At 60.4% G+C, this 18,192-nt stretch carries 20 protein-coding genes; 7 read left to right on the top strand and 13 right to left on the bottom strand.

Going from position 1 to position 18,192, the window contains the following annotated elements:
- Positions 1–58: 58 nt before the first annotated feature.
- Positions 59–1,075 (top strand): succinylglutamate desuccinylase/aspartoacylase family protein, encoded by a 1,017-nt coding sequence (locus FJ973_RS08545; protein WP_140499644.1) that lies wholly within the window; start codon positions 59–61, stop codon positions 1,073–1,075.
- A complete protein-coding gene (locus tag FJ973_RS08540; RefSeq protein ID WP_140499646.1) occupies positions 1,072–2,016 on the top strand; it encodes a threonine/serine dehydratase in 945 nt (314 codons plus the stop codon). Before FJ973_RS08545 ends, FJ973_RS08540 begins: the two co-directional genes overlap by 4 nt.
- Positions 2,017–2,215: 199 nt before the next feature.
- On the opposite strand, the gene FJ973_RS08535 is transcribed toward FJ973_RS08540, so the two are convergent.
- The 3 genes from FJ973_RS08535 to FJ973_RS08525 form a co-directional block, all read right to left on the bottom strand.
- Positions 2,216–3,196: a Dyp-type peroxidase gene (locus tag FJ973_RS08535; RefSeq protein WP_210239471.1), complete on the bottom strand. Its 981-nt coding sequence runs from the start codon at positions 3,194–3,196 to the stop codon at positions 2,216–2,218.
- Positions 3,197–3,319: 123 nt separating this feature from the next.
- A complete protein-coding gene (locus tag FJ973_RS08530; protein ID WP_140523455.1) occupies positions 3,320–4,381 on the bottom strand; it encodes an alpha/beta hydrolase in 1,062 nt (353 codons plus the stop codon).
- 360 nt (positions 4,382–4,741) lie between these two features.
- The gene (locus tag FJ973_RS08525; protein ID WP_140523180.1) at positions 4,742–5,326 is read right to left on the bottom strand and encodes a glutathione binding-like protein; all 585 of its coding nucleotides are present in this window, start codon (positions 5,324–5,326) and stop codon (positions 4,742–4,744) included.
- A 470-nt stretch (positions 5,327–5,796) separates the two neighbouring features.
- Between FJ973_RS08525 and petA the strand changes: the two genes are divergently transcribed.
- The 4 genes from petA to FJ973_RS08505 all read left to right on the top strand — a co-directional run bounded on the left by petA (position 5,797) and on the right by FJ973_RS08505 (position 10,214).
- Entirely contained in the window at positions 5,797–6,273 is a 477-nt protein-coding gene (petA, locus tag FJ973_RS08520; RefSeq protein ID WP_023767325.1) for a ubiquinol-cytochrome c reductase iron-sulfur subunit, read from the top strand.
- 15 nt (positions 6,274–6,288) lie between these two features.
- Positions 6,289–7,584: a cytochrome b N-terminal domain-containing protein gene (locus tag FJ973_RS08515; protein WP_140523177.1), complete on the top strand. Its 1,296-nt coding sequence runs from the start codon at positions 6,289–6,291 to the stop codon at positions 7,582–7,584.
- Positions 7,585–7,741: 157 nt separating this feature from the next.
- Positions 7,742–9,301 (top strand): mechanosensitive ion channel family protein, encoded by a 1,560-nt coding sequence (locus FJ973_RS08510; RefSeq protein WP_140523174.1) that lies wholly within the window; start codon positions 7,742–7,744, stop codon positions 9,299–9,301.
- A 4-nt stretch (positions 9,302–9,305) separates the two neighbouring features.
- Positions 9,306–10,214: a pirin family protein gene (locus tag FJ973_RS08505; RefSeq protein WP_140523171.1), complete on the top strand. Its 909-nt coding sequence runs from the start codon at positions 9,306–9,308 to the stop codon at positions 10,212–10,214.
- A 48-nt stretch (positions 10,215–10,262) separates the two neighbouring features.
- Here the strand turns inward: FJ973_RS08505 and FJ973_RS08500 are convergent, their stop codons facing one another.
- From FJ973_RS08500 to FJ973_RS08465, 8 genes are all read right to left on the bottom strand, one after another.
- Positions 10,263–10,694: a DUF1810 family protein gene (locus FJ973_RS08500; protein ID WP_140523168.1), complete on the bottom strand. Its 432-nt coding sequence runs from the start codon at positions 10,692–10,694 to the stop codon at positions 10,263–10,265.
- Between the two features lie 45 nt (positions 10,695–10,739).
- A complete protein-coding gene (locus tag FJ973_RS08495; protein ID WP_140523165.1) occupies positions 10,740–11,021 on the bottom strand; it encodes a GNAT family N-acetyltransferase in 282 nt (93 codons plus the stop codon).
- Between the two features lie 51 nt (positions 11,022–11,072).
- The gene (locus tag FJ973_RS08490; protein WP_140523162.1) at positions 11,073–11,807 is read right to left on the bottom strand and encodes an ATP-binding protein; all 735 of its coding nucleotides are present in this window, start codon (positions 11,805–11,807) and stop codon (positions 11,073–11,075) included.
- 209 nt (positions 11,808–12,016) lie between these two features.
- Entirely contained in the window at positions 12,017–12,454 is a 438-nt protein-coding gene (locus FJ973_RS08485) for a CBS domain-containing protein (RefSeq protein ID WP_140523159.1), read from the bottom strand.
- Positions 12,455–12,512: 58 nt separating this feature from the next.
- The gene (locus FJ973_RS08480; RefSeq protein WP_140523156.1) at positions 12,513–13,160 is read right to left on the bottom strand and encodes a hypothetical protein; all 648 of its coding nucleotides are present in this window, start codon (positions 13,158–13,160) and stop codon (positions 12,513–12,515) included.
- A gap of 68 nt (positions 13,161–13,228) precedes the next feature.
- The gene (locus FJ973_RS08475) at positions 13,229–13,630 is read right to left on the bottom strand and encodes a cupin domain-containing protein (protein ID WP_140523153.1); all 402 of its coding nucleotides are present in this window, start codon (positions 13,628–13,630) and stop codon (positions 13,229–13,231) included.
- Positions 13,631–13,701: 71 nt separating this feature from the next.
- On the bottom strand, positions 13,702–14,460 hold the full coding sequence (locus FJ973_RS08470; protein ID WP_140523151.1) for an SDR family oxidoreductase: 759 nt from the start codon (positions 14,458–14,460) through the stop codon (positions 13,702–13,704).
- Between the two features lie 66 nt (positions 14,461–14,526).
- Positions 14,527–15,297 (bottom strand): alpha/beta hydrolase, encoded by a 771-nt coding sequence (locus FJ973_RS08465; protein WP_085984582.1) that lies wholly within the window; start codon positions 15,295–15,297, stop codon positions 14,527–14,529.
- A gap of 418 nt (positions 15,298–15,715) precedes the next feature.
- Between FJ973_RS08465 and FJ973_RS08460 the strand changes: the two genes are divergently transcribed.
- Entirely contained in the window at positions 15,716–15,943 is a 228-nt protein-coding gene (locus FJ973_RS08460; RefSeq protein WP_013896614.1) for a DUF680 domain-containing protein, read from the top strand.
- 204 nt (positions 15,944–16,147) lie between these two features.
- Here FJ973_RS08460 and FJ973_RS08455 read toward each other — a convergent pair whose 3' ends face one another.
- Both FJ973_RS08455 and FJ973_RS08450 read right to left on the bottom strand, forming a co-directional pair.
- On the bottom strand, positions 16,148–16,897 hold the full coding sequence (locus tag FJ973_RS08455) for a glucose 1-dehydrogenase (protein WP_140523148.1): 750 nt from the start codon (positions 16,895–16,897) through the stop codon (positions 16,148–16,150).
- Between the two features lie 177 nt (positions 16,898–17,074).
- Positions 17,075–18,052 (bottom strand): alpha/beta hydrolase, encoded by a 978-nt coding sequence (locus tag FJ973_RS08450; RefSeq protein WP_140523145.1) that lies wholly within the window; start codon positions 18,050–18,052, stop codon positions 17,075–17,077.
- Positions 18,053–18,192: the final 140 nt, after the last annotated feature.

Genomic DNA, 18,192 nt, shown 5'->3' with positions numbered 1-18,192 from the left:
TTCCGCCCTCGCCGCCTCTCCCTCGCCACCTCCATCCCCTAGAGTTTCAAAGAGAAACATGGCCCGCATGTCCACCGCCCGCACCACCATCGATTTCGACCGTTCCGGCAAGCAGATCGGCTTCGTCGACATTCCGCATTCGCCGCATGACGACGCCTGGGGCGCGACCCGCATTCCGCTCGCGGTGATCCGGAACGGCAGCGGGCCGACCGTCATCCTGCAGGCCGGTAACCATGGCGACGAGTATGAGGGGCCGATCACGCTCGGCGAACTCATCCGCGATCTCGACCCGGGCATGGTCAGCGGCCGCATCATCTTCCTGCCGGCGATCAACCTGCCGGCCGTGCTGGCCGGCCGCCGCACCTCGCCCGTCGACGGGCTGAACCTCAACCGCACGTTCCCAGGCGATCCAACCGGCACCATCACCCAGCAGATCTCGGCCTATGTCAGCGACGTCGTCATGCCGCTTGGGCATGCCTATATGGATCTTCACTCCGGCGGTTCCTCGCTCAACATCCTGCCCAGCGCCATCATCGAGCCGGCGCCCGACGCCGCCCACCGCAAGCGCAACACGGAGGCGGTGCTCGCCTTCGATGCTCCGCTCACCGTCGTCATCGACAATCTCGGCGAGCCGCGCACCTCCACGGCCACATCGGTGAGGGCCGGGCTGACCACGGTCGGCACCGAGATGGCCGGCGCCGGCACGGTCTCGCTCGACGCGCTCGGCATCTGCCGCAAGGGCGTGCGCAATGTGCTGAGCCACCTCGGCGTGCTGCCGCCGACAGGCAGGCCGCCTGCCGCGAGGCCCGAAAACATCCTGCGCATTCCCGGCCATGACGGCTATGTGCTGGCCACCACCAATGGCGTGTTCGAACCGTTCCACGCGCTGGGCGCCGAGGTCCATGCTGGCCAGGACGCCGGCCGCATCCACGACCTGGCCGACCCCGGCCGCGCGCCCGAGACCGTGCGCTACCTCTCGGACGGCATCGTCTATGGCCGCCGCCAGCCCGGCCGTGTCGTTGTCGGCAATTGCTGCGTCACCGTCGCTACGCGCTATGAAGGAGAGCTGGCGTGATCGCGCTGGAAGACATCCGTACTGCCGCCGCGCGCATCGAAGGCAATGTCAGGCGTACGCCGATGATTGCCGCCGGCAACCTCAAGACGCCGCTGGCCGGCGGCGTCGACCTGCTGCTGAAGCTGGAACTGCTGCAGGTCACCGGATCGTTCAAGGCACGCGGCGCCACCAACAGGCTGCTCTCGCTCGACCCCGCCGCGCTGGAGCATGGCATCGTCACCGCGTCGGGTGGCAACCATGGCATAGCCACCGCCCGCGCGGGCCTCATGGCCGGTGTGCCGGCCACCATCTTCCTGCCGACCAACGCCTCGCCGGCCAAGATCGAGAAGCTGCGCGCCTGGGGAGCGGCCACCCACATTGTCGGCTCGGCCTGGCACGAATCCAACGAGGCCGCGCAAGCCTTCGTCCGCGAAACCGGCGCCGTCTATTTCCATCCCTTCGCCGACCCGGCTGTGGTCGCCGGGCAAGGCACGGTCGGCCTCGAAATCCTCGACCAGATGCCGGATGTGACGACAGTGTTGGTCGCCATGGGCGGCGGTGGGCTGGTCAGCGGCGTGGCGACAGCGATCAAGGCGCTGGCGCCGCATGTGCGCGTTATTGGAATTGAGGCCACAGGCTCGCCGGTGCTGCTGCGCGCCCTCGAAGCCGGACACAATGTGGCCCTGGACAAGATCACGACATCTGTCGCGACGATGGCCTGCGCCAAAACCGACGATCGCATCTTCGACATTGTGCGCGATAGCGTCGATGAGATCGTGCTTGTCGACGATTCCGAGATGCTGTGCGCCGCCAAAAGCTTGTGGTTCGAGATGGGCCTTGCGGCTGATCTAAGCGGTGCTGCCGCGGTTGCCGCAATTGCGGAGGGTCGGGTGCGGTTCAGCTCAGGCGAGTGCGTCTGTGCCATCATCTGCGGCGCCGGACCAGATGGAATTCAAGGATAGAGCTGACCGAATGTCAGCAGCGAAAAATACCAGACCAAGTTCCAGACTGCGTTTTATGCGACTTTCGAGCACAGACCGGAAACATCGACCGTTTCCGTTCATCGCCCAAGGCCAGTGTAGCGTTGGAAAGCCAAAGTGGGGGTGTCGTTCGTGCGTTTCATATTCGGTGGGGAACCTGTTGACGGTTACTCCAAACAGGTCAACCCGACAGGCCCGGACCAGTGGTCGAGATGACTTCCCCCGTTGCAAGGTTCTCCAGGAATGTCGTCGACGGGACGAAGAACAATGTGCCAGTGACTGCGCGGCTGAAGTCCAGTAACCGATCGTAGTTGCCTGGCGGCCGGCCGATGAACATGTTTTCCAGCATCTGCTCGATTCTGCGCGGAGAACGGGCGTAGCCGATGAAATAGGTACCGAACTCACCCTTGCCGACGTCGCCGAACGGCATGTTGTCGCGTACGATTTCCAACTGCTCTCCGTCCTCGACGATCGTGGTCAGCGCATTGTGCGCCGAGGTCGGTTTCACGTCATCGTCCAGTTCGATATCTGAGAGCTTTTTTCTGCCAACAATTCCCTCTTGATCCTCGATTGGAAGCGCGTTCCATGCTTTCAGATCATGCAGGTACTTCTGCACGATCACATAGCTGCCTCCGGCAAATGAGGGGTCCTCCTCGCTGATGATCGCGGCCTTGACGGCGCGCTCATCCACCGGGTTCTCTGTGCCATCGACGAAGCCGATCAGGTCGCGGTCATCGAAATAGTTGAAGCCGTGCACCTCATCCGCCGTGGAGACTGCGCCGTCGAGCTGCGACATGATCTGTGTCGCCAGTTCGAAGCAAAGGTCCATACGCGATGCACGAATGTGAAAGAGGATGTCGCCCGGCGTCGAGACGGCATGATGCTGACCTTGGATTTCGCGAAATGCATGCAGGTCCTTCGGTCTGGGGGCTCCAAACAAGCGGTCCCAGACATCGGAACCAAACGCCATGACACACGAGAGCCGGCCCTCGAGGTCACGGGAGCCGACCGCGCGCAGAAGTGTGGAAAGATCGCAACATAAGGCGCGCACGGTCGCTTCGTGTTCTGGTCCGGAAATGACCGTCACAACAAGAAATATCGCGGCCCGCGTCAGTTGCGCGACGACCGGTTGAGCAACAGCGGATGGCAATGTCGAATCCACAACAGATCCCTTTCAATCTTGATCGAAACGCCACTGGTCGACCGGCATAGGGCCGGAGGGGCGGAGTTGGATTTACCCAATTCGCGGATCATCTCCGCATCAGTTGGTCACGAGTTCGCCCGATCAGTATTCGCCGACGTCTATGACTGCCTGGGCGAAAGCCTGTGGGGCTTCCTGCGGCAAGTTGTGGCCAATTCCGCCCGTGATGGTCCGATGCGCGTATCTGCCCGAAAATTTCTTGGCATAGGAACTGCTGTCGGGGTGGGGTGCGCCATTGGCATCCCCCTCAAGGGTGATGGTCGGCACCGTGATCAACGGGCTCTCGGCCAGCCGTTTTTCCAGGCCGTCATATTCCGGTTCGCCTTCGGCAAGCCCGAGCCGCCAGCGGTAATTGTGAATGACGATGCTGACGTGATCCGGGTTGCCGAGGCTCGCCGCGCTGCGCTCAAAGGTGGCGTCATCAAAATCCCATTTCGGCGAGGCGATCCGCCAGATAAGGTTTGCAAAATCGCGCCGGTATTGTTCGTAGCCGGCCCGGCCGCGTTCCGTCGCAAAATAGTACTGATACCACCATTGGAGCTCGGCCTTCGGCGGCAGCGGCATTCTGTTTGCCGCGAGACTGCCGATCAGATAGCCACTGACCGAAACGAGAGCTTTGCAACGCTCCGGCCAGAGCGCCGCTATGATGCAGGCTGTGCGCGCGCCCCAATCATAGCCGGCGACGATTGCCTCGCCGATGTTCAGCGCGTCCATCAATTCGATGACATCGACAGCCAGCACAGACTGCTGGCCGTTGCGGACAGTCTGACTTGAAAGAAAGCGCGTGGTGCCACAGCCACGCGAATAGGGAACGATCACGCGATATCCCGCCATCGCCAACAGGGGAGCGACATCGACAAAGCTGTGGATGTCGTAGGGCCAGCCATGAAGGAGGATAATAACGGGACCATTGGACGGACCAGCTTCAGCGTAGCCGACGTTCAGCAGGCCGGCGTCGATTTGCCTGAGCGCTGCGAACGAGGCAGCCGGCAATGGTCCTGCCGTTGCTCCGTCCAGCCCTGAAACGCGTTGCGCCTCGGCTGAGCGAACTGTCGCGAACTGAGCAGCAGCCAGACCCATTGCAGCAACGCCGACGAACGCCCTGCGATAGGGATCAATTTGTCCCGGCCGTCTTGTATTTTCCATTCTTGCAACCTCTTTCACGGCACCGTCCGGATGCCACCTGTTATGGCGCGGCACCGGCATCAGCTTCATTCATCGGCTTGGCGTTCCCGGCCGGCATGCCTTGGCAACCCCCTTGGACAGCCGAGGCGTCGGTGGCTCCGCCGAGCGCTGTTCAGACATACATTGAGCTGGAATGACGCGATCACATGGGAAGGTCATGCCGAGTCCCGCCTCGCCTTCCATGCTTAGAAATTCGGGGCGTAGCCCGTCGCCGCGCTTGGTAGCGATCAGGTGGAGGTTCTGCAGGAACAGAAGCATGGACAAACTCCTTCGTAATGTGTCGTGGCTGAAGGTTGACACGACACGCGGCCGGTCTCGCACTTAGACAAGGCCCTCGCGCTTCATTGCGATGCGAACGGCCGGACGGGCCGCTATTCGGGCGCGCAACGCTTCCAAAGGAGCTGGAACAGGGACTTGGAAGCGGACTGCCCAAAGAAGCATCACGAAAAGGTAGAAGTCCGCTACGCTGGGTTTCTCGCCGAACAGAAAATCCGTCTTGAGACCGTCCGCGAAGAGATCAAGTTGCGATGTAATCGTGGTCCGCGCCTTGGCCTTTTCAGCATCGCTGCCTTGGTGCCACATGGGTTTGAAGCTTCGGTGTATTTCGGTCGAGACGTAGGTCAGCGCTTCGAGAACGCGGGTACGGCCCATTGGCCCTTCCACTCCCAGTGCCGGGTACTGCGACGCAATCCAATCGAGGACGGCGATATTTTCTGTCAGCGTTTCCCCGCTATCCAGCACGAGGGCAGGAACATACCCCTTGCGCGTGACCGTGGTGAAATCATCACCGGAGCCCGTTCGTTTGGTTTTGAGATTGACCGTTTCGCGCTCGAAGGCGGCACCCGCCTCCTCCAGTGCTATGTGGTCGGCCAGGCTGCAGGCGAGAGGGCTATAGTAAAGTTTCACGGGTTTTCCCTTTTTGAATCCTGACGAAGCTTCGCAATTGTCCGGCGGCGGCGCCCGCCTAGCTGGGCACTTGCCAGCGGCGTCCATCAGGTTCCAGAAGATCTCACTTGCCGGGGAGGAAGGCTACGACACCGACAGGTAGGCGTGCCTATGCCGAGGTATGATCAAGCCAAGCAATCGTTCTGCGATTGCCCGTGCAATGCCGGAATCCCGCTCAAGTGGGGAACGGCAACAACCAAGGATTCGCATCCACTACGCCTGGCGTCCTCGAAAGTCCCGCAGTCCTTCGCTCAGGGCTCATAAACGAAAGTATTGGACACATGGGCCCTTGGCACGATGGCCCACATCCCGCTGCGGCCGGCATAGTTCAACTCGAAATGAGCAAACGCGAACGGCGAAAGGCCGCGGCCGGGTTTTCCGACTGCACGCCGACGCACTGAAGCAGCTTTCCAATCAGAGGAGTCGTCGTCATGGCCGAGCTATCCCAGACCGAAACCGGCACTGCCGCATTGCCCGCCGAGGCTGTGGCCGCGGTGGAAGTCGACGTCTCCTCGCTGATGCCGGGAATGTCGCTGGTCGTGCAATGGCGCGGCAAGCCCGTCGTCGTGCGCAACCGCACGGAGAAGGAAATCAAGGACGGCAGAGCTGTCAGCTTGGCCGAGCTCAAGGATTCGGTCGCCCGTAACGCCAATCTGCCGGCCGATGCGCCTGCAATCGACGCCAACCGCACAGCGCCGGGCAAGGAAGCCTGGATCGTGATGGTCCAGGTCTGCACGCATAGCGGCTGCATCCCGGTTGGTCAGCAAGGCGAGTTCGGAGGCTGGCTCTGCCCGTGCCACGGCTCGCAATACGATACTGCCGGCCGCATCCGCAAAGGCCCAGCGCCCGAGAACATGGCGGTGCCGGTGTTCCAATTCATTTCCGACACCAGAATCCGTATCGGCTGAGATGGGGCAATTTCGATGAGCGACAAAAATTCGACCTATACGCCCAAGACCGGTATCGAACGCTGGTTCGACGCCCGCCTGCCGCTGCCGAGGTTGGTGCACGATAGCTTCATCGTCTATCCCGTCCCGCGCAACTTGAACTACGCCTATACGTTCGGCGGCATTCTCACGGTCATGCTGGTTTCGCAGATCCTGACCGGGATCGTGCTTGCCATGCATTACGATCCAGATACCGGGTTGGCCTTCAATTCAGTCGAGAAGATCATGCGCGACGTGAATTCGGGATGGCTGCTGCGCTCTCTCCACGCGAACGGCGCCTCCTTCTTCTTCATTGCCGCCTACATCCATATCTGCCGCGGGCTCTACTACGGCTCTTACAAGGCGCCGCGTGAGCTGCTGTGGGTGCTCGGATGCACCAACCTCTTGCTTATGATGGCGATCGCCTTCATGGGCTATGTGCTGCCCTGGGGACAGATGTCGTTCTGGGGAGCCACCGTCATTACCAACTTTTTCACGGCCATCCCACTGGCCGGCGACTGGTTCCAGCGGCTCCTGCTCGGCGGTTTCGCGGTCGGCAATCCGACGCTGAATCGCTTCTTTGCGTTGCATTACCTGTTGCCGTTTGTGCTTGCAGGTGTGGTGACCTTGCATGTCTGGGCGCTTCACGTCGTCGGGCAGAACAATCCAGCCGGCATTGATGTGAAATCAAAAACCGATGTCGTGGACTTCACACCCTATGCGACCGTCAAGGACGCGTTCGGCATCATCGTGTTCCTGTTCTTCTTCGCCTATTTCGTCTTCTACCTGCCGAACTATCTCGGCCATCCTGACAACAACACCGTCGCAAATCCGCTCAAGACGCCTGCGCACATGGTGCCGGAATGGTACTTCCTGCCCTTCTATGCGATCCTGCGCGCCATCACCTTCAATGTCGGGCCGATCGATTCCAAACTTGGTGGCGTGCTCGCCATGTTCGGCTCGATCGTGGTGCTTTTCGTCGTGCCGTGGCTCGACCGGTCCAAGGTTCGCTCGGCCGTTTACAGGCCATGGTACAGGGTGTTCTTTTGGCTCTTCGTCGCCAACGGACTGTTTCTCGGCTGGCTTGGTTCGCGGCCGGCCGAAGGGAATTACGTCGTCATGTCTCAGTTGGCGACGCTTTACTACTTCGCCTTCTTCCTGATCGCACTGCCGGTGCTAGGCTTAATCGAGAAGCCACGGCGGCTGCCCAACTCGATCACTGAAGCGGTGCTCGAGAAGAACAAGGGGGCCGGCGGCAAAGGCGCGATCGCCGTGGCCGGCGACCAAACGTAGATGGGAAGAGGCGATGATCGTGTCTCGCCAGCCCGTCTCAAAGGCGCCGATAGCAACACGCTTTGGACCGAACCGTTGCGTCGAGGCGACGAGACAACTTTATGTCGAGCGCCAGCAACCGCTCTGCTCCGAATGATGAAAAACAGGGATTGCGATCATGGTCGATCTGGGTCCGGTGATGAACTGGTGGAACTCACCTCTGATCTACATCGTGTCGCTCGGCCTCGCCGGAATCGTCGTTTGGAACCTCGTTCCGGGACGCTTCGCCAATGCGAGGTTGATCGTCCAGCTCGTCTTTTTCCTCGCAATGTCGATCATGGTTCTCGAACTGCGGGTCGTCCCATACGAGCCCGCACGAAGCGATGGGACGACCAGTGGAGCGATCCTCATCGGATCGGTCAAGCTGCTGTGGTGGGTCCATCTTGCCTGGGCGCTAATTGGGTTTGTCCGTATCTATATCGTGTTCGAGCGGCAGCCGCGCGAGGCACGCCTCCTGCAGGATGTCGTGGTCGGCATCATCTATACGGGAATGCTCCTTTCAATCCTGGCGTTCGTCTTTGCCGTGCCGGTCGGAACGCTCATCGCCACGTCGGGCGTCTTTGCCGTCATGCTAGGTTTGGCGCTCCAGAATACGCTTGGCGACGTATTTTCGGGAATCGCGCTTAACCTCGGCCGCCCTTATGTGCTTGGAAACTGGATCATTCTGAACGACGGAACCGAGGGCCGCGTCGTAGAGACCAATTGGCGCTCGACCCAACTCCTCACCCCGGCCCACAACGTCATCGCACTTCCGAACAGCCTTGTCGCCAAAATCGGGGTAACAAACCTTAGCGGCCCAGACGAGAGCCATGGACTTACCGTGACGGTAAAGATGACTCTGACCAAGACGCCGGCTATCATCGTAGACACGATGCGCATGGTCCTCCTGAGCTGCAACTCGATCCTCCAAGACCCTTCGCCCGTGGTAGCCATCACAAGCCTGGATGCGGCGGCAATCGGGATCGAGCTGTCATTTCGCGTCGCCAGCCTTGACCAGCGGATTACAGCTCGGAACGAAATTTTCGATCTGGTCTATCGCCATTCAAGGTCGGTCGGGGTGCTGCTGGCAGCGCCACTTTCGGCTTCGATTGCCATGACCTCCCAGCCAATCGACGGGACGGCGACCTCCCAAGGCTTCGCCGCGATCGACCTGATCAAGGCCATACCGATCTTCTCGACGCTAACGGATGCCGAGCAGGAGGCGCTTGCCGCGACGATCCTGGTTCGCAGCTACCGCAAGGGCGACGTCATTGCAGAACAAGGAGAGATGCTGCCATCCCTCATGATTGTCCGGAAGGGCGTCATCGTCCGGCAACATGTCCAAAGCAATGCTAACGTGCAGGAGGTTGGCCGGCTTGCACCTGGCGACTTCTTCGGCGAGACCGGCCTGCTCGCAGGTATTGGCGAGACGTCGACATTGCGGGCGATGACCCACGTCTTGGTCTACGAGATAGACCAGCAGAGGTTCGCGCCGCTCCTGCACGACAGGCCCGAGATGGCCGAAGATCTTGCGGCAACCCTGTCGAGGGGGACGTTGGCCTATGGCGAAACCGGCATCCCCGGCCAGCAGCACAAGAGCTCCAAATTTGCGCTCCTGAAAGCCATTCAGGCTGTCTTCCACACCGCCCCATTGGAGCACGCTCGAGCACGTGGTCGACCAGGCATTCGAAAGGACTAGATTCATGACCATCCGCCAAAGCGACATCGTCGGCATCGACCCACTTAGGCAGCCGAGTATGCGTGATTTTGCCGACGGTTTGAAGGTACGGCGCGTACTGCCCTCCTCGAACCGCCTGATGATCGGTCCCTACATATTGTTCGACCATTTCGGCCCCGCGGTATTCGACGCAGGTCGCGGTTTCGACATGGGGCCGCATCCGCATATCGGGATTGCGGCCGTGACCTATCTGTTCGACGGGGAGATTATCCATCACGACAATCTCGGTGAAGTGCAGACCATCCGCCCCGGCGAGGTCAACTGGATGACGGCCGGGTCCGGCATCGTCCATTCCGAACGCACGTCGCCAGAAGCCCGAGCACCAGGAAGCAATCTCTTCGGCGTTCAGGCCTGGGTGGCCCTCCCCACCAAGCACGAAGAAGTTGCCGCCCACTTTTCACATTATGGCGCTCCCGAAATCCCACGGATCTGTGGCGACGGGGTCGAGTTCACTTTAATCGCCGGGGTTTCCGACGGGTTGGTGTCTCCGGCAAGGACGTACTCCGACCTGGTCTGCGCCGAAATCGTGCTCACCAGCAGTGCGCGATATCAGGTGAAACCCGGATATCTCGAGCGTGCGATCTATGTTGTCGCCGGCGAGATCGAAGTCATGGGCCAACTTGGCACGTTCGGTGAAGGCGAATTGATCATGCTGGAGCCGGACGCTGAGATCGTGCTCCAGGCGCCTGCCTTCCATGCCGCGCGGCTGATGCTGATCGGCGGCGAGCCTCTTTCCGAACCACGTTATGTTCATTGGAACTTCGTCTCCTCCTCAGCCGAACGGATTGAGCAGGCAAAGGCGGACTGGCGCGAAGGCCGCTTCCCCGACGTACCAGGCGAACACGGGTTGATGCCTCTGCCACAGGAAGAATAGGGCGGTGACGGTTTCGGCGGTGGCCACATCCGCCGGTCGCCGGCGGCGTTATGACATCGAGTAGAGTTTGCGCATCGTGCCCTCGTCGATTTGACCGTCGAACCAGACGTCGAAGATGGTCTTGAGCAGGAACTCGTCGTTACTTGCTTCGGAAAACAGCGTTAGGGACGCGTGCAATTTCTTTGTATCTTCATCACCGAAGACCGCGCGAGCACTTAGATTGGAAAGTCGTTGCAGTGTGCCGACGCATTCCCGATAACGACCGCCCAGTATCGGCGATTGGAGGTAAGCGCCTGCCTCGTCGAGTGATGTGATCGCGTACGGATCGGCGTCAGTGTCGCTTAGCCCGGCAGCCAACCTCGGGAAGATCAACTCCATGTATGGAGTACACATCACGCCTCGACGCAGTATAGCCAGGGCGTCGCCGTAGACCGGATCCTGAGCGTTGACGAACCTCTGCAAATTATATTGGTCGTCCATCTCGACTCAGACCTTTTTTTGCAAACAGCTGTATTCGGGGCCTGATCACCCTGCAACGACATCGGTGTATTCCGGATACCTGGCGACGAAGCCGCTCATGAAGGGACACTTCAAGACCGCTTTGCGGCCCGTTTTGCGGAGCAATTCGAAGGTGCCTTGCGCCAACCGCGACGCGATCCCCTGTCCGGAAAATTCCAAAGGCACTTCGGTATGTATCAACACTACCTTGCCGTCTTGGAGCGAATAGTAGGCCACTGCGAAGGCTTGACCGGTGATCGGGAGCTCGAACCGATGCTGCTGAATGTTTTCTGTGACCTTTGCGTGCATCTCTATCTCTCGATGTGCGTTGCGTGAGGCTGGATGTAGCTTGCCCGGTCGCTATCGCATCGCGGGCAGACGTAGCGTGACAGTTGTGCCTGCCCCGGGCGCGCTCTGAATATCGATGCTTCCGCCTGACTCTTCGGCAAAGCGCTTGACCATTGGCAGGCCGACGCCGCCGAGGCCCTCCGTTTTTGTGGTGAAGAAGGGATCGAATGCGAAGGCAATCGTCTCGGCGGTCATTCCCACACCGTGGTCGGCGGTGGTGATATCCACCTGAGCGGCTGAGGAGCCATCAAAGACCACTGCGGTATTTATCGAGATCAGGCCTCCGTTGGGAGATGCATCGCGCGCGTTGAATACCAGGTTCAGAATCGCGTTCTGCAAATCCAGGCGATTGCACCTCACTGAAGGCAAGTCCGGCGTCACTCGAACCTCGAGGCGGATCTTGGGATCCGACGCACTTCGAATGAGGGTCTCGATTTCAGCCAGACAGGCGCCGACATTTGCATATTCGCTTTCTCTGCGGCTCTCTCGGGCGGAACTGATAGTCTGGCGGACAAGCGCGCCGGCTCGTTCCAGGGCAGTTCTGGCGCCCGAAATTACATGCCCAAGCGCTGGAGCCGCCGAGACGCTCGGGTCACGGGCCAGGTGATTCAATGCCGACGAGGCGACCTGGATGAGATTGCCAAGGTCATGAACGATGCCGGCGGTCGCTAGCTGAATGGGCAGGCCATCTCGTGGAATCTCGGGCGGGCTGTCGAAGACATCCACTTTCACTTCCGGACGAGACATTGTAACCCTCATGTTTGCTCACGCAGAATTCAGTTGCTTGAAGACGGTACAATAGAGGACGGGAGTGGTCGATTAGATCGAGTAAGAAGCCAAACCATATTGCAGTATATGTCCCGCGATCTGCGGACCATCGCCAGTGGGGGACCAAACATCTCGCGAGACAGATCTCCCGCTCTTTCGTGCTCATCGCACCGTCGCGAGATTCTCCTCTATTGGTAGCCAACGCCCCCGATATAGTTGGCGAGCAGCCGCTCCTGGAGCTCTTCCTGTTGGAAGAGCGCCTTCATCGCGTCGCGGATATCGAGGACGCCTATCGGCTTGGCGCCGCCGCCGAGCACCGGTAGGTTCTGGAGCCGCTGTGTTGTCATGGTCTGCCAGACCGAATGCAGGTCGTCATCGGGCCCACAGGATACGAAAGACCGGCTCATCAGTGTCGATACCGGCGCTTCCGCCGGCCCCGAATTCGCCAGATGACGGACAAGGTCGGACTTGCTCAGCACGCCTGCCGCCTCGCCACTGCCATGGCATACGACAACCAGGCCTATGGCAGGCTTGGACAGCCATAGCGCGGCTGCCCGCAGCGACGTGTCGAGGTCGACCGCCGCAAGGCGCGCCGATGTTTCTGGATGTAGACTGTCAATTCGCATGATGCCCTCTTGAGGCGTCTCGCGGCCGCAGCCGGAGAGATCAGGTTCGAGGTTTCGCTTACTCTTCGAAGGGAGTGTTCATCACAAAATCGACGGAAGACGGCGCCTTGTAGCCGGCCACAAAGCGCTCACCGAAATCCCGGGCAAAGTTGTCGTAGGTCGTTTCCGGGTTCACCTTGGCGATGTGACAAAAGCATCGCGTCATCCGCCGCTTCATTTGAAGACGCGGAAATTCGCCGACGATCCTGGCTATCTCGGCGGAAGAGATGAAACTGTATTGCAGGCCCACGACATCAAGGCAGATGCCGGCTGTGCACAGCGCCACCTCGGCCTCCTTGTAGAGGCCGATCGACGGCGTCGAGTTGAGTGCGACGCTGTCCCATATCAACTGAGCACGACGCTCGTCGAAGCCGCCTTGCCGGACGAAGGCGCGAGCCAGATCGGCGCCTTCCACCTCGAAACGGCGCGGCCCGGCGAAGGTCTCGTTGAGCGTGACGTCGTGCAACAGGGTTCCGACGGCAACAACTTCACCGTCGTGCTCGATGTTCTGGACCTGTGCGATGCGGACGGCGAAAAGCCATGATCGAACCACGTGGTTGAACAAATACGGTTCACATAGCTGGCGGGCATGTTCGATCGCCCGGCCGACAAGCGGCGTATCGGGGACCGAAACCCCTGCAAGCGTGCGCCTGGCGATCGCATCCATGTCAGTGCCTTTCCTTCGCCGATTGTGTGTCGGTTTGACGCCCTTACCTTGGCAAGGGCGTCACCAGTTCATTTCGCGTAGGTCGTCAGGTTGGTCTCGTTGGTATCGACGACGAAGATCGCAAGCAGGCGAGCGCGTTCCGTCTTGCTGGCGTTTTCACTGACGGCGTGATGGTCGCCCGGAAATTCCGAGAAGCTTTCGCCTGCACGGTACGTCTTCACGGGCCCACCGTTGACCTGGCTTCGGATCGCCCCCTCCAGCACCGTGGCATAGATGAACGCGGAACTGGGATGGGTATGCGCCGGCGATGTCCCGCCCGGCCCGTACTCGACGAGCACGGCTTTCAAGCTCTTGCCGGGCACATTTGGAAGGGCGTGGTCGTAGACGAGCTTCACGCTGTCCGCGTCTTTGGCCATTGCTGCGGTGACGGATGCGGCGGCGAGCGCTGCACAGAGGAGTTTCCTGATCATGTCCGATATCCTTGTTGGAATGAGAGCTAGGGAATGCTGGTCTGATGGGTCGCGAAACCGGCGTTCAGTACTTACGCCGGTGGCGTGTATCGGCTGAGCCAGTCGTCGAAGTGGACGGCGCCGATACGCGCGTTCTCGCCGGGGACAAGCGTTTGATCGTCGATTGCCACTTGACCGTAGTAGAGAGCGCCAGGATCCGAGACGATTTTGCGCGGATCGTTGGTGGCCTTTAGAAAGCGACCGACGAGCTCGCTCATACGAACGCGATCGGGGCCGGCAATTTCGATCGTGCCGTTCACTGGCGCTGCTAGGGCGACGTCCGCCATCGCATCGGCAACGTCGTCGGCTGCCATTGGTTGGAAGTACGCCGGTGACATGTGGACGGTATCCCCTACGGCGCCGGTGTTTGCGATGGCGGCGGTGAACTCGAAGAACTGTGTGGCGTGCACGATCGTGTAGGGGATAGCGGACTCCTTGATCAGCTTTTCCTGAAGCAGTTTGCCGCGGAAATACCCCATGTCCTGCAGCCGGTCGGTGCCGACCACAGACAGCGCGACGTGATGGCGGACGCCGGCGGCCGCTTCGGCTGCAAGAAGATTACGCCCGGATGCCGCGAAAAATTCGAGCGCGGCCTTTTCCTCGAATGACGGTGAGTTCGCGAGATCGACGACGACCTGTGCCCCGGCAAGAGCGACGGCCAGCCCTTCTCCGGTGACGGTGTTCACTCCCGAATTCGGTGAGGCCGCAAGCACGTCGTGTCCCTTCCTGCGCAGTCTTTCCACAGTCTTGGAACCGATCAGCCCGGTTCCGCCGATGACGACGATCTTCATTTCCAATCTCCTTTGTTGAGGGTGTTGATTTGCGGGGTGTTGGTCGAATGTCGGCTTTCCGGCGAGCTACTCGCTGGCCGATGCGGCGTCCTCGATAAGTGAGGTGACCTCGTCGGGGTGCGAGACCATGAGCGCGTGGGACGCACCCTCGATGACGACCGTCTTCACGGCGTGCGCGCGCTTGGCCATGAAGCTCATGACGGCTGCCGGGATATTTCGGTCATCGGTGCCGTAGATCATGTAGGACGGCAGCGTTTTCCATGAAGCTACGCCCGAGGGCTCGGCCAGGGCTGCCTGCGCGATCGGGCGTTGGGTGGCGGCCATCAGCGACGACTGCTCTTCGGGAACGTCAGCCGCGAACTGGGCTCGGAATTTGTCCGGCTGGATGAAGAGATCCTGGCCGCCGTTCGGCGACGCGACTGGAGCAAGCGCGCTTGCCAAAGTGCTGCCGGGAAACATGCTGGACAAGGTGGCGCTCGATTCGCCGTTATCCGGCGCGAATCCGGCCACGTATACCAAGGCCTTCACATTGGGATTGCCGTTGGCGGCTTCGGTGATCACGGGTCCGCCGTAGGAATGCCCCACCAGCACGATCGGTCCGGGAACCGACCGGATGATGGCCGAGACCGCCGCGGCATCGCTGGCGACGCTGCGGAGGGGATTGGCTGCCGCCTTCGCCACATAGCCGTCCCTGCCGAGTTTGGTTATGACCGCGTCCCAACTCGACGATTCGGCGAAGGCCCCGTGCACCAGCACGATCGTCGGCTTGGGCTTCGCTCCGGCCGCCTGCGCCGTTGCGCCACCCGCGACGGCAAGCGCGGCGGCCAGCGCCAGGATTCCAGTGACATTTCGCATTTGCTTTCTCCTTTGTCGGCCTTCCGTTTGACCAATGTGGAGAAGGATGCGCCGATCCGGGGCGCCGACCTATTGTGCGGAATGGTCGGTCATACGATGCCAAGGTGCAGGGTGGGTCATCGCTGCGATCAGGTGACCTGGGTATTCCGCACGCGGATCGCCGGCAGCGCAGGGGTTCGTGACCAATACAAATCCATGGAGCTGCTGCCTCCAAACACCACTGCCGCCCCGGCGTAACGGCAAGACTCCCACCGCGAACGACATTGCCCCTGACCTTAGGCCTTCACAGCCCATGCTTTCGTATGGATCAAACAGCCACATCGTCTGATCGTTCCGCAATGACGCAGCATTTATATTGTTATTGTGAATACGATCCAAAATTAACCATGGAGTTACCAAAATGAAGAACACATCTCTTGCTGCCGCAATCCTTCTTGTTGCAGCAGGAAACGCCGTCGCCGGAAGCGATCACTACGGATCAAACTCGGTCCAGCAACCCGCAACTTCTTCCGAGAGCATGCACACCTCCTCGATCAGGAAGACGGGCAACGATGCCGGCGTGCAGGAGACCGTGCGCAAGCCGATTGCTCCCAGCAAGGACCCGGGCCAGGGCATCTGGGGTCACTAGCACCCGAAAATTGTAGAACCTGGAAGGACCGGGGCGTCGCCCCGGTCCTCTTCACGCTTTCCAAAGGACCTTGAAAGTGCGTGGGGGCCCTGACACAGGTTCTGAGACCGGGGAGCTATAAAACCACCTTTCACCTTGGATCTGGCCGAGTGGGATGGCGATCGACGCTCGACCGTCAAACGGCAGCGACTTGGCTACCCCAGCTCAAAGCAATGCCATTCCGCCGTCGACCCGCAGATTGACACCGGTGACAAAACTGCTTGCGTCCGATGCCAGGAACAGAGCGGCTTTTGCCAGTTCTTCCGGCTGGCCCATTCGACCAAGGGGAATTGCTTCGGCCATGGACTTCTCGAAGGATGCTCGCATTTCGGCCGGGACACCCAGTTTGTCGAGAATAGCCGTATCCACGGGGCCGGGGCTGAGCACGTTGACGCGTATGCGACGCGATTTCAGTTCTATCGCCCAACTGCGCGCGAAGGCGCCGATGGCTGCCTTGGAGCCTGCATAAACGGCATGGCCTTCCAAGACCTTCTCGCTGGCGATTGATCCCGTCAGTATGACTGCGCCGCCATCGCGCATCAGCGGGATCAGTTTCTGCACACCAAAGAAGACGCCGCGCGCATTGATAGAGAACTGCGCATCGTACTCGGCTTCGGAAACTGCCGACGAATGCGTGATGGTGTTCACGCCGGCGTTCGCCATATAGATATCGAACGCCCCAAACCTCTGATGGATCTGTCGCGCGACATCCTCGTGGTGCGCCACGTCGGCTACATCACCCTGAATGCCCAGTGCGCCGGCTCCGATCTCGGAGACTGCCTCCTCGACCGCACGCTGTCTCCGGCCGGTGATTACGACCTGCGCCCCCTCCGACGCGAAAGCTTTCGCGGCGAATAGCCCAATCCCACTGTTTCCCCCGGTGATCAACGCGGTCTTTCCTGAAAGTATACCCATTTGCATTGCCTCTGATGATTTTCACGAGAGCCGCCGCAGTTGCCAACCGCAGTTCTCAGCGTGAACTCGGACGGCTGAGACCAGAAAGCATCTCCAGGAGCCATCGATGCTGAGTTTTCATAGTCAGGCTGGCCGCACCGGTGTTGTGCGGCCAGCCATGACCGCCGCTTGAGAGCACTAGCCCTTGATGAAGGCGAGCAGATCGGCGTTCACCTGGTCCTGGTGTGTGGCCGTGATCCCGTGGGGCGCGCCGGGGTAATATATGGCCTTTGCGCCCTTGATCAGCCGCTCCGACTTGACTGACGAATCCTTGACCGGGACGATCTGGTCGTCCTCGCCATGCAGGATCAAGGTCGGTATATCGAATTTCTTGAGGTCCTCGGTGAAGTCGGTTTCGGAGAACGCTTTGACGCATTCATATGCATTCACGAGACCGACCTGCATGCTCCAGAGCCAGAACTGATTCAGAACCCCCTGGGAGACCGTGGCGCCTGGCCTGTTTGCACCATAAAACGGCTGTGCGAGGTCCAGATAGTGCTGCGAGCGATCCTTGAGGAGGCCGGCCCTTATGCCGTCGAACACTTCGATCGGCAGACCTTCCGGATTGGCCGGCGTTTTCACCATGATCGGCGGAACAGCGGCGATAAGAACAGCCTTGGCCACGCGTTCCGTCCCGTGCCGCCCGATATAGCGAGCGACCTCGCCTCCCCCGGTTGAATGCCCGACCAGCGTGGCGTCCCGGAGATCCAGCGCCTCGATCACGGCTGCAAGATCGTCCGCGTAGCCATCCATGTCGTTGCCGGAGGTGGCCTGGCTGGAGCGGCCATGGCCCCGCCGGTCATGAGCAACCACGCGGAAGCCATTATGGGCCAGAAAGAGCATCTGTGCATCCCAGGCGTCGGAATTCAGCGGCCAGCCGTGTGAGAAGGTTATTGGCGGACCCCTACCCCAGTCCTTGTAATAGATTTCCGTACCGTCCTTGGTTGTGATGGTGCTCATTGTTTTGCGTCCTGATTGAGGGGTGGGAACATGTGGGTTTTGCTGGGCGCCGGATGACGAAGCGACTGGCAGTCCGGCTATGACCGCTGCTGAAAAACTGGCCAACAAGACGTCGCGGCGGGTTGCACCGAGGGTGAAAAGTCCATCCATACTCATCGTGTCCATCCTTGGTGAGCGGCTTCTCGGGTCGGCTCACCATCACGATCACCGGGTCGACCTGCACCGTCGCTTTCGGGGGGAGGAGCGGGCGAAGGAGCGGCGACGCCCGATGATCGTGATGGCTTGCGAGGGAGAAG

This window comes from Mesorhizobium sp. B2-1-3, assembly GCF_006442495.1.
GTDB lineage: Bacteria > Pseudomonadota > Alphaproteobacteria > Rhizobiales > Rhizobiaceae > Mesorhizobium.
The sequence above is the reverse complement of the archived record's forward strand: the minus strand, read 5'-3'. Positions and strand labels throughout refer to the sequence as shown.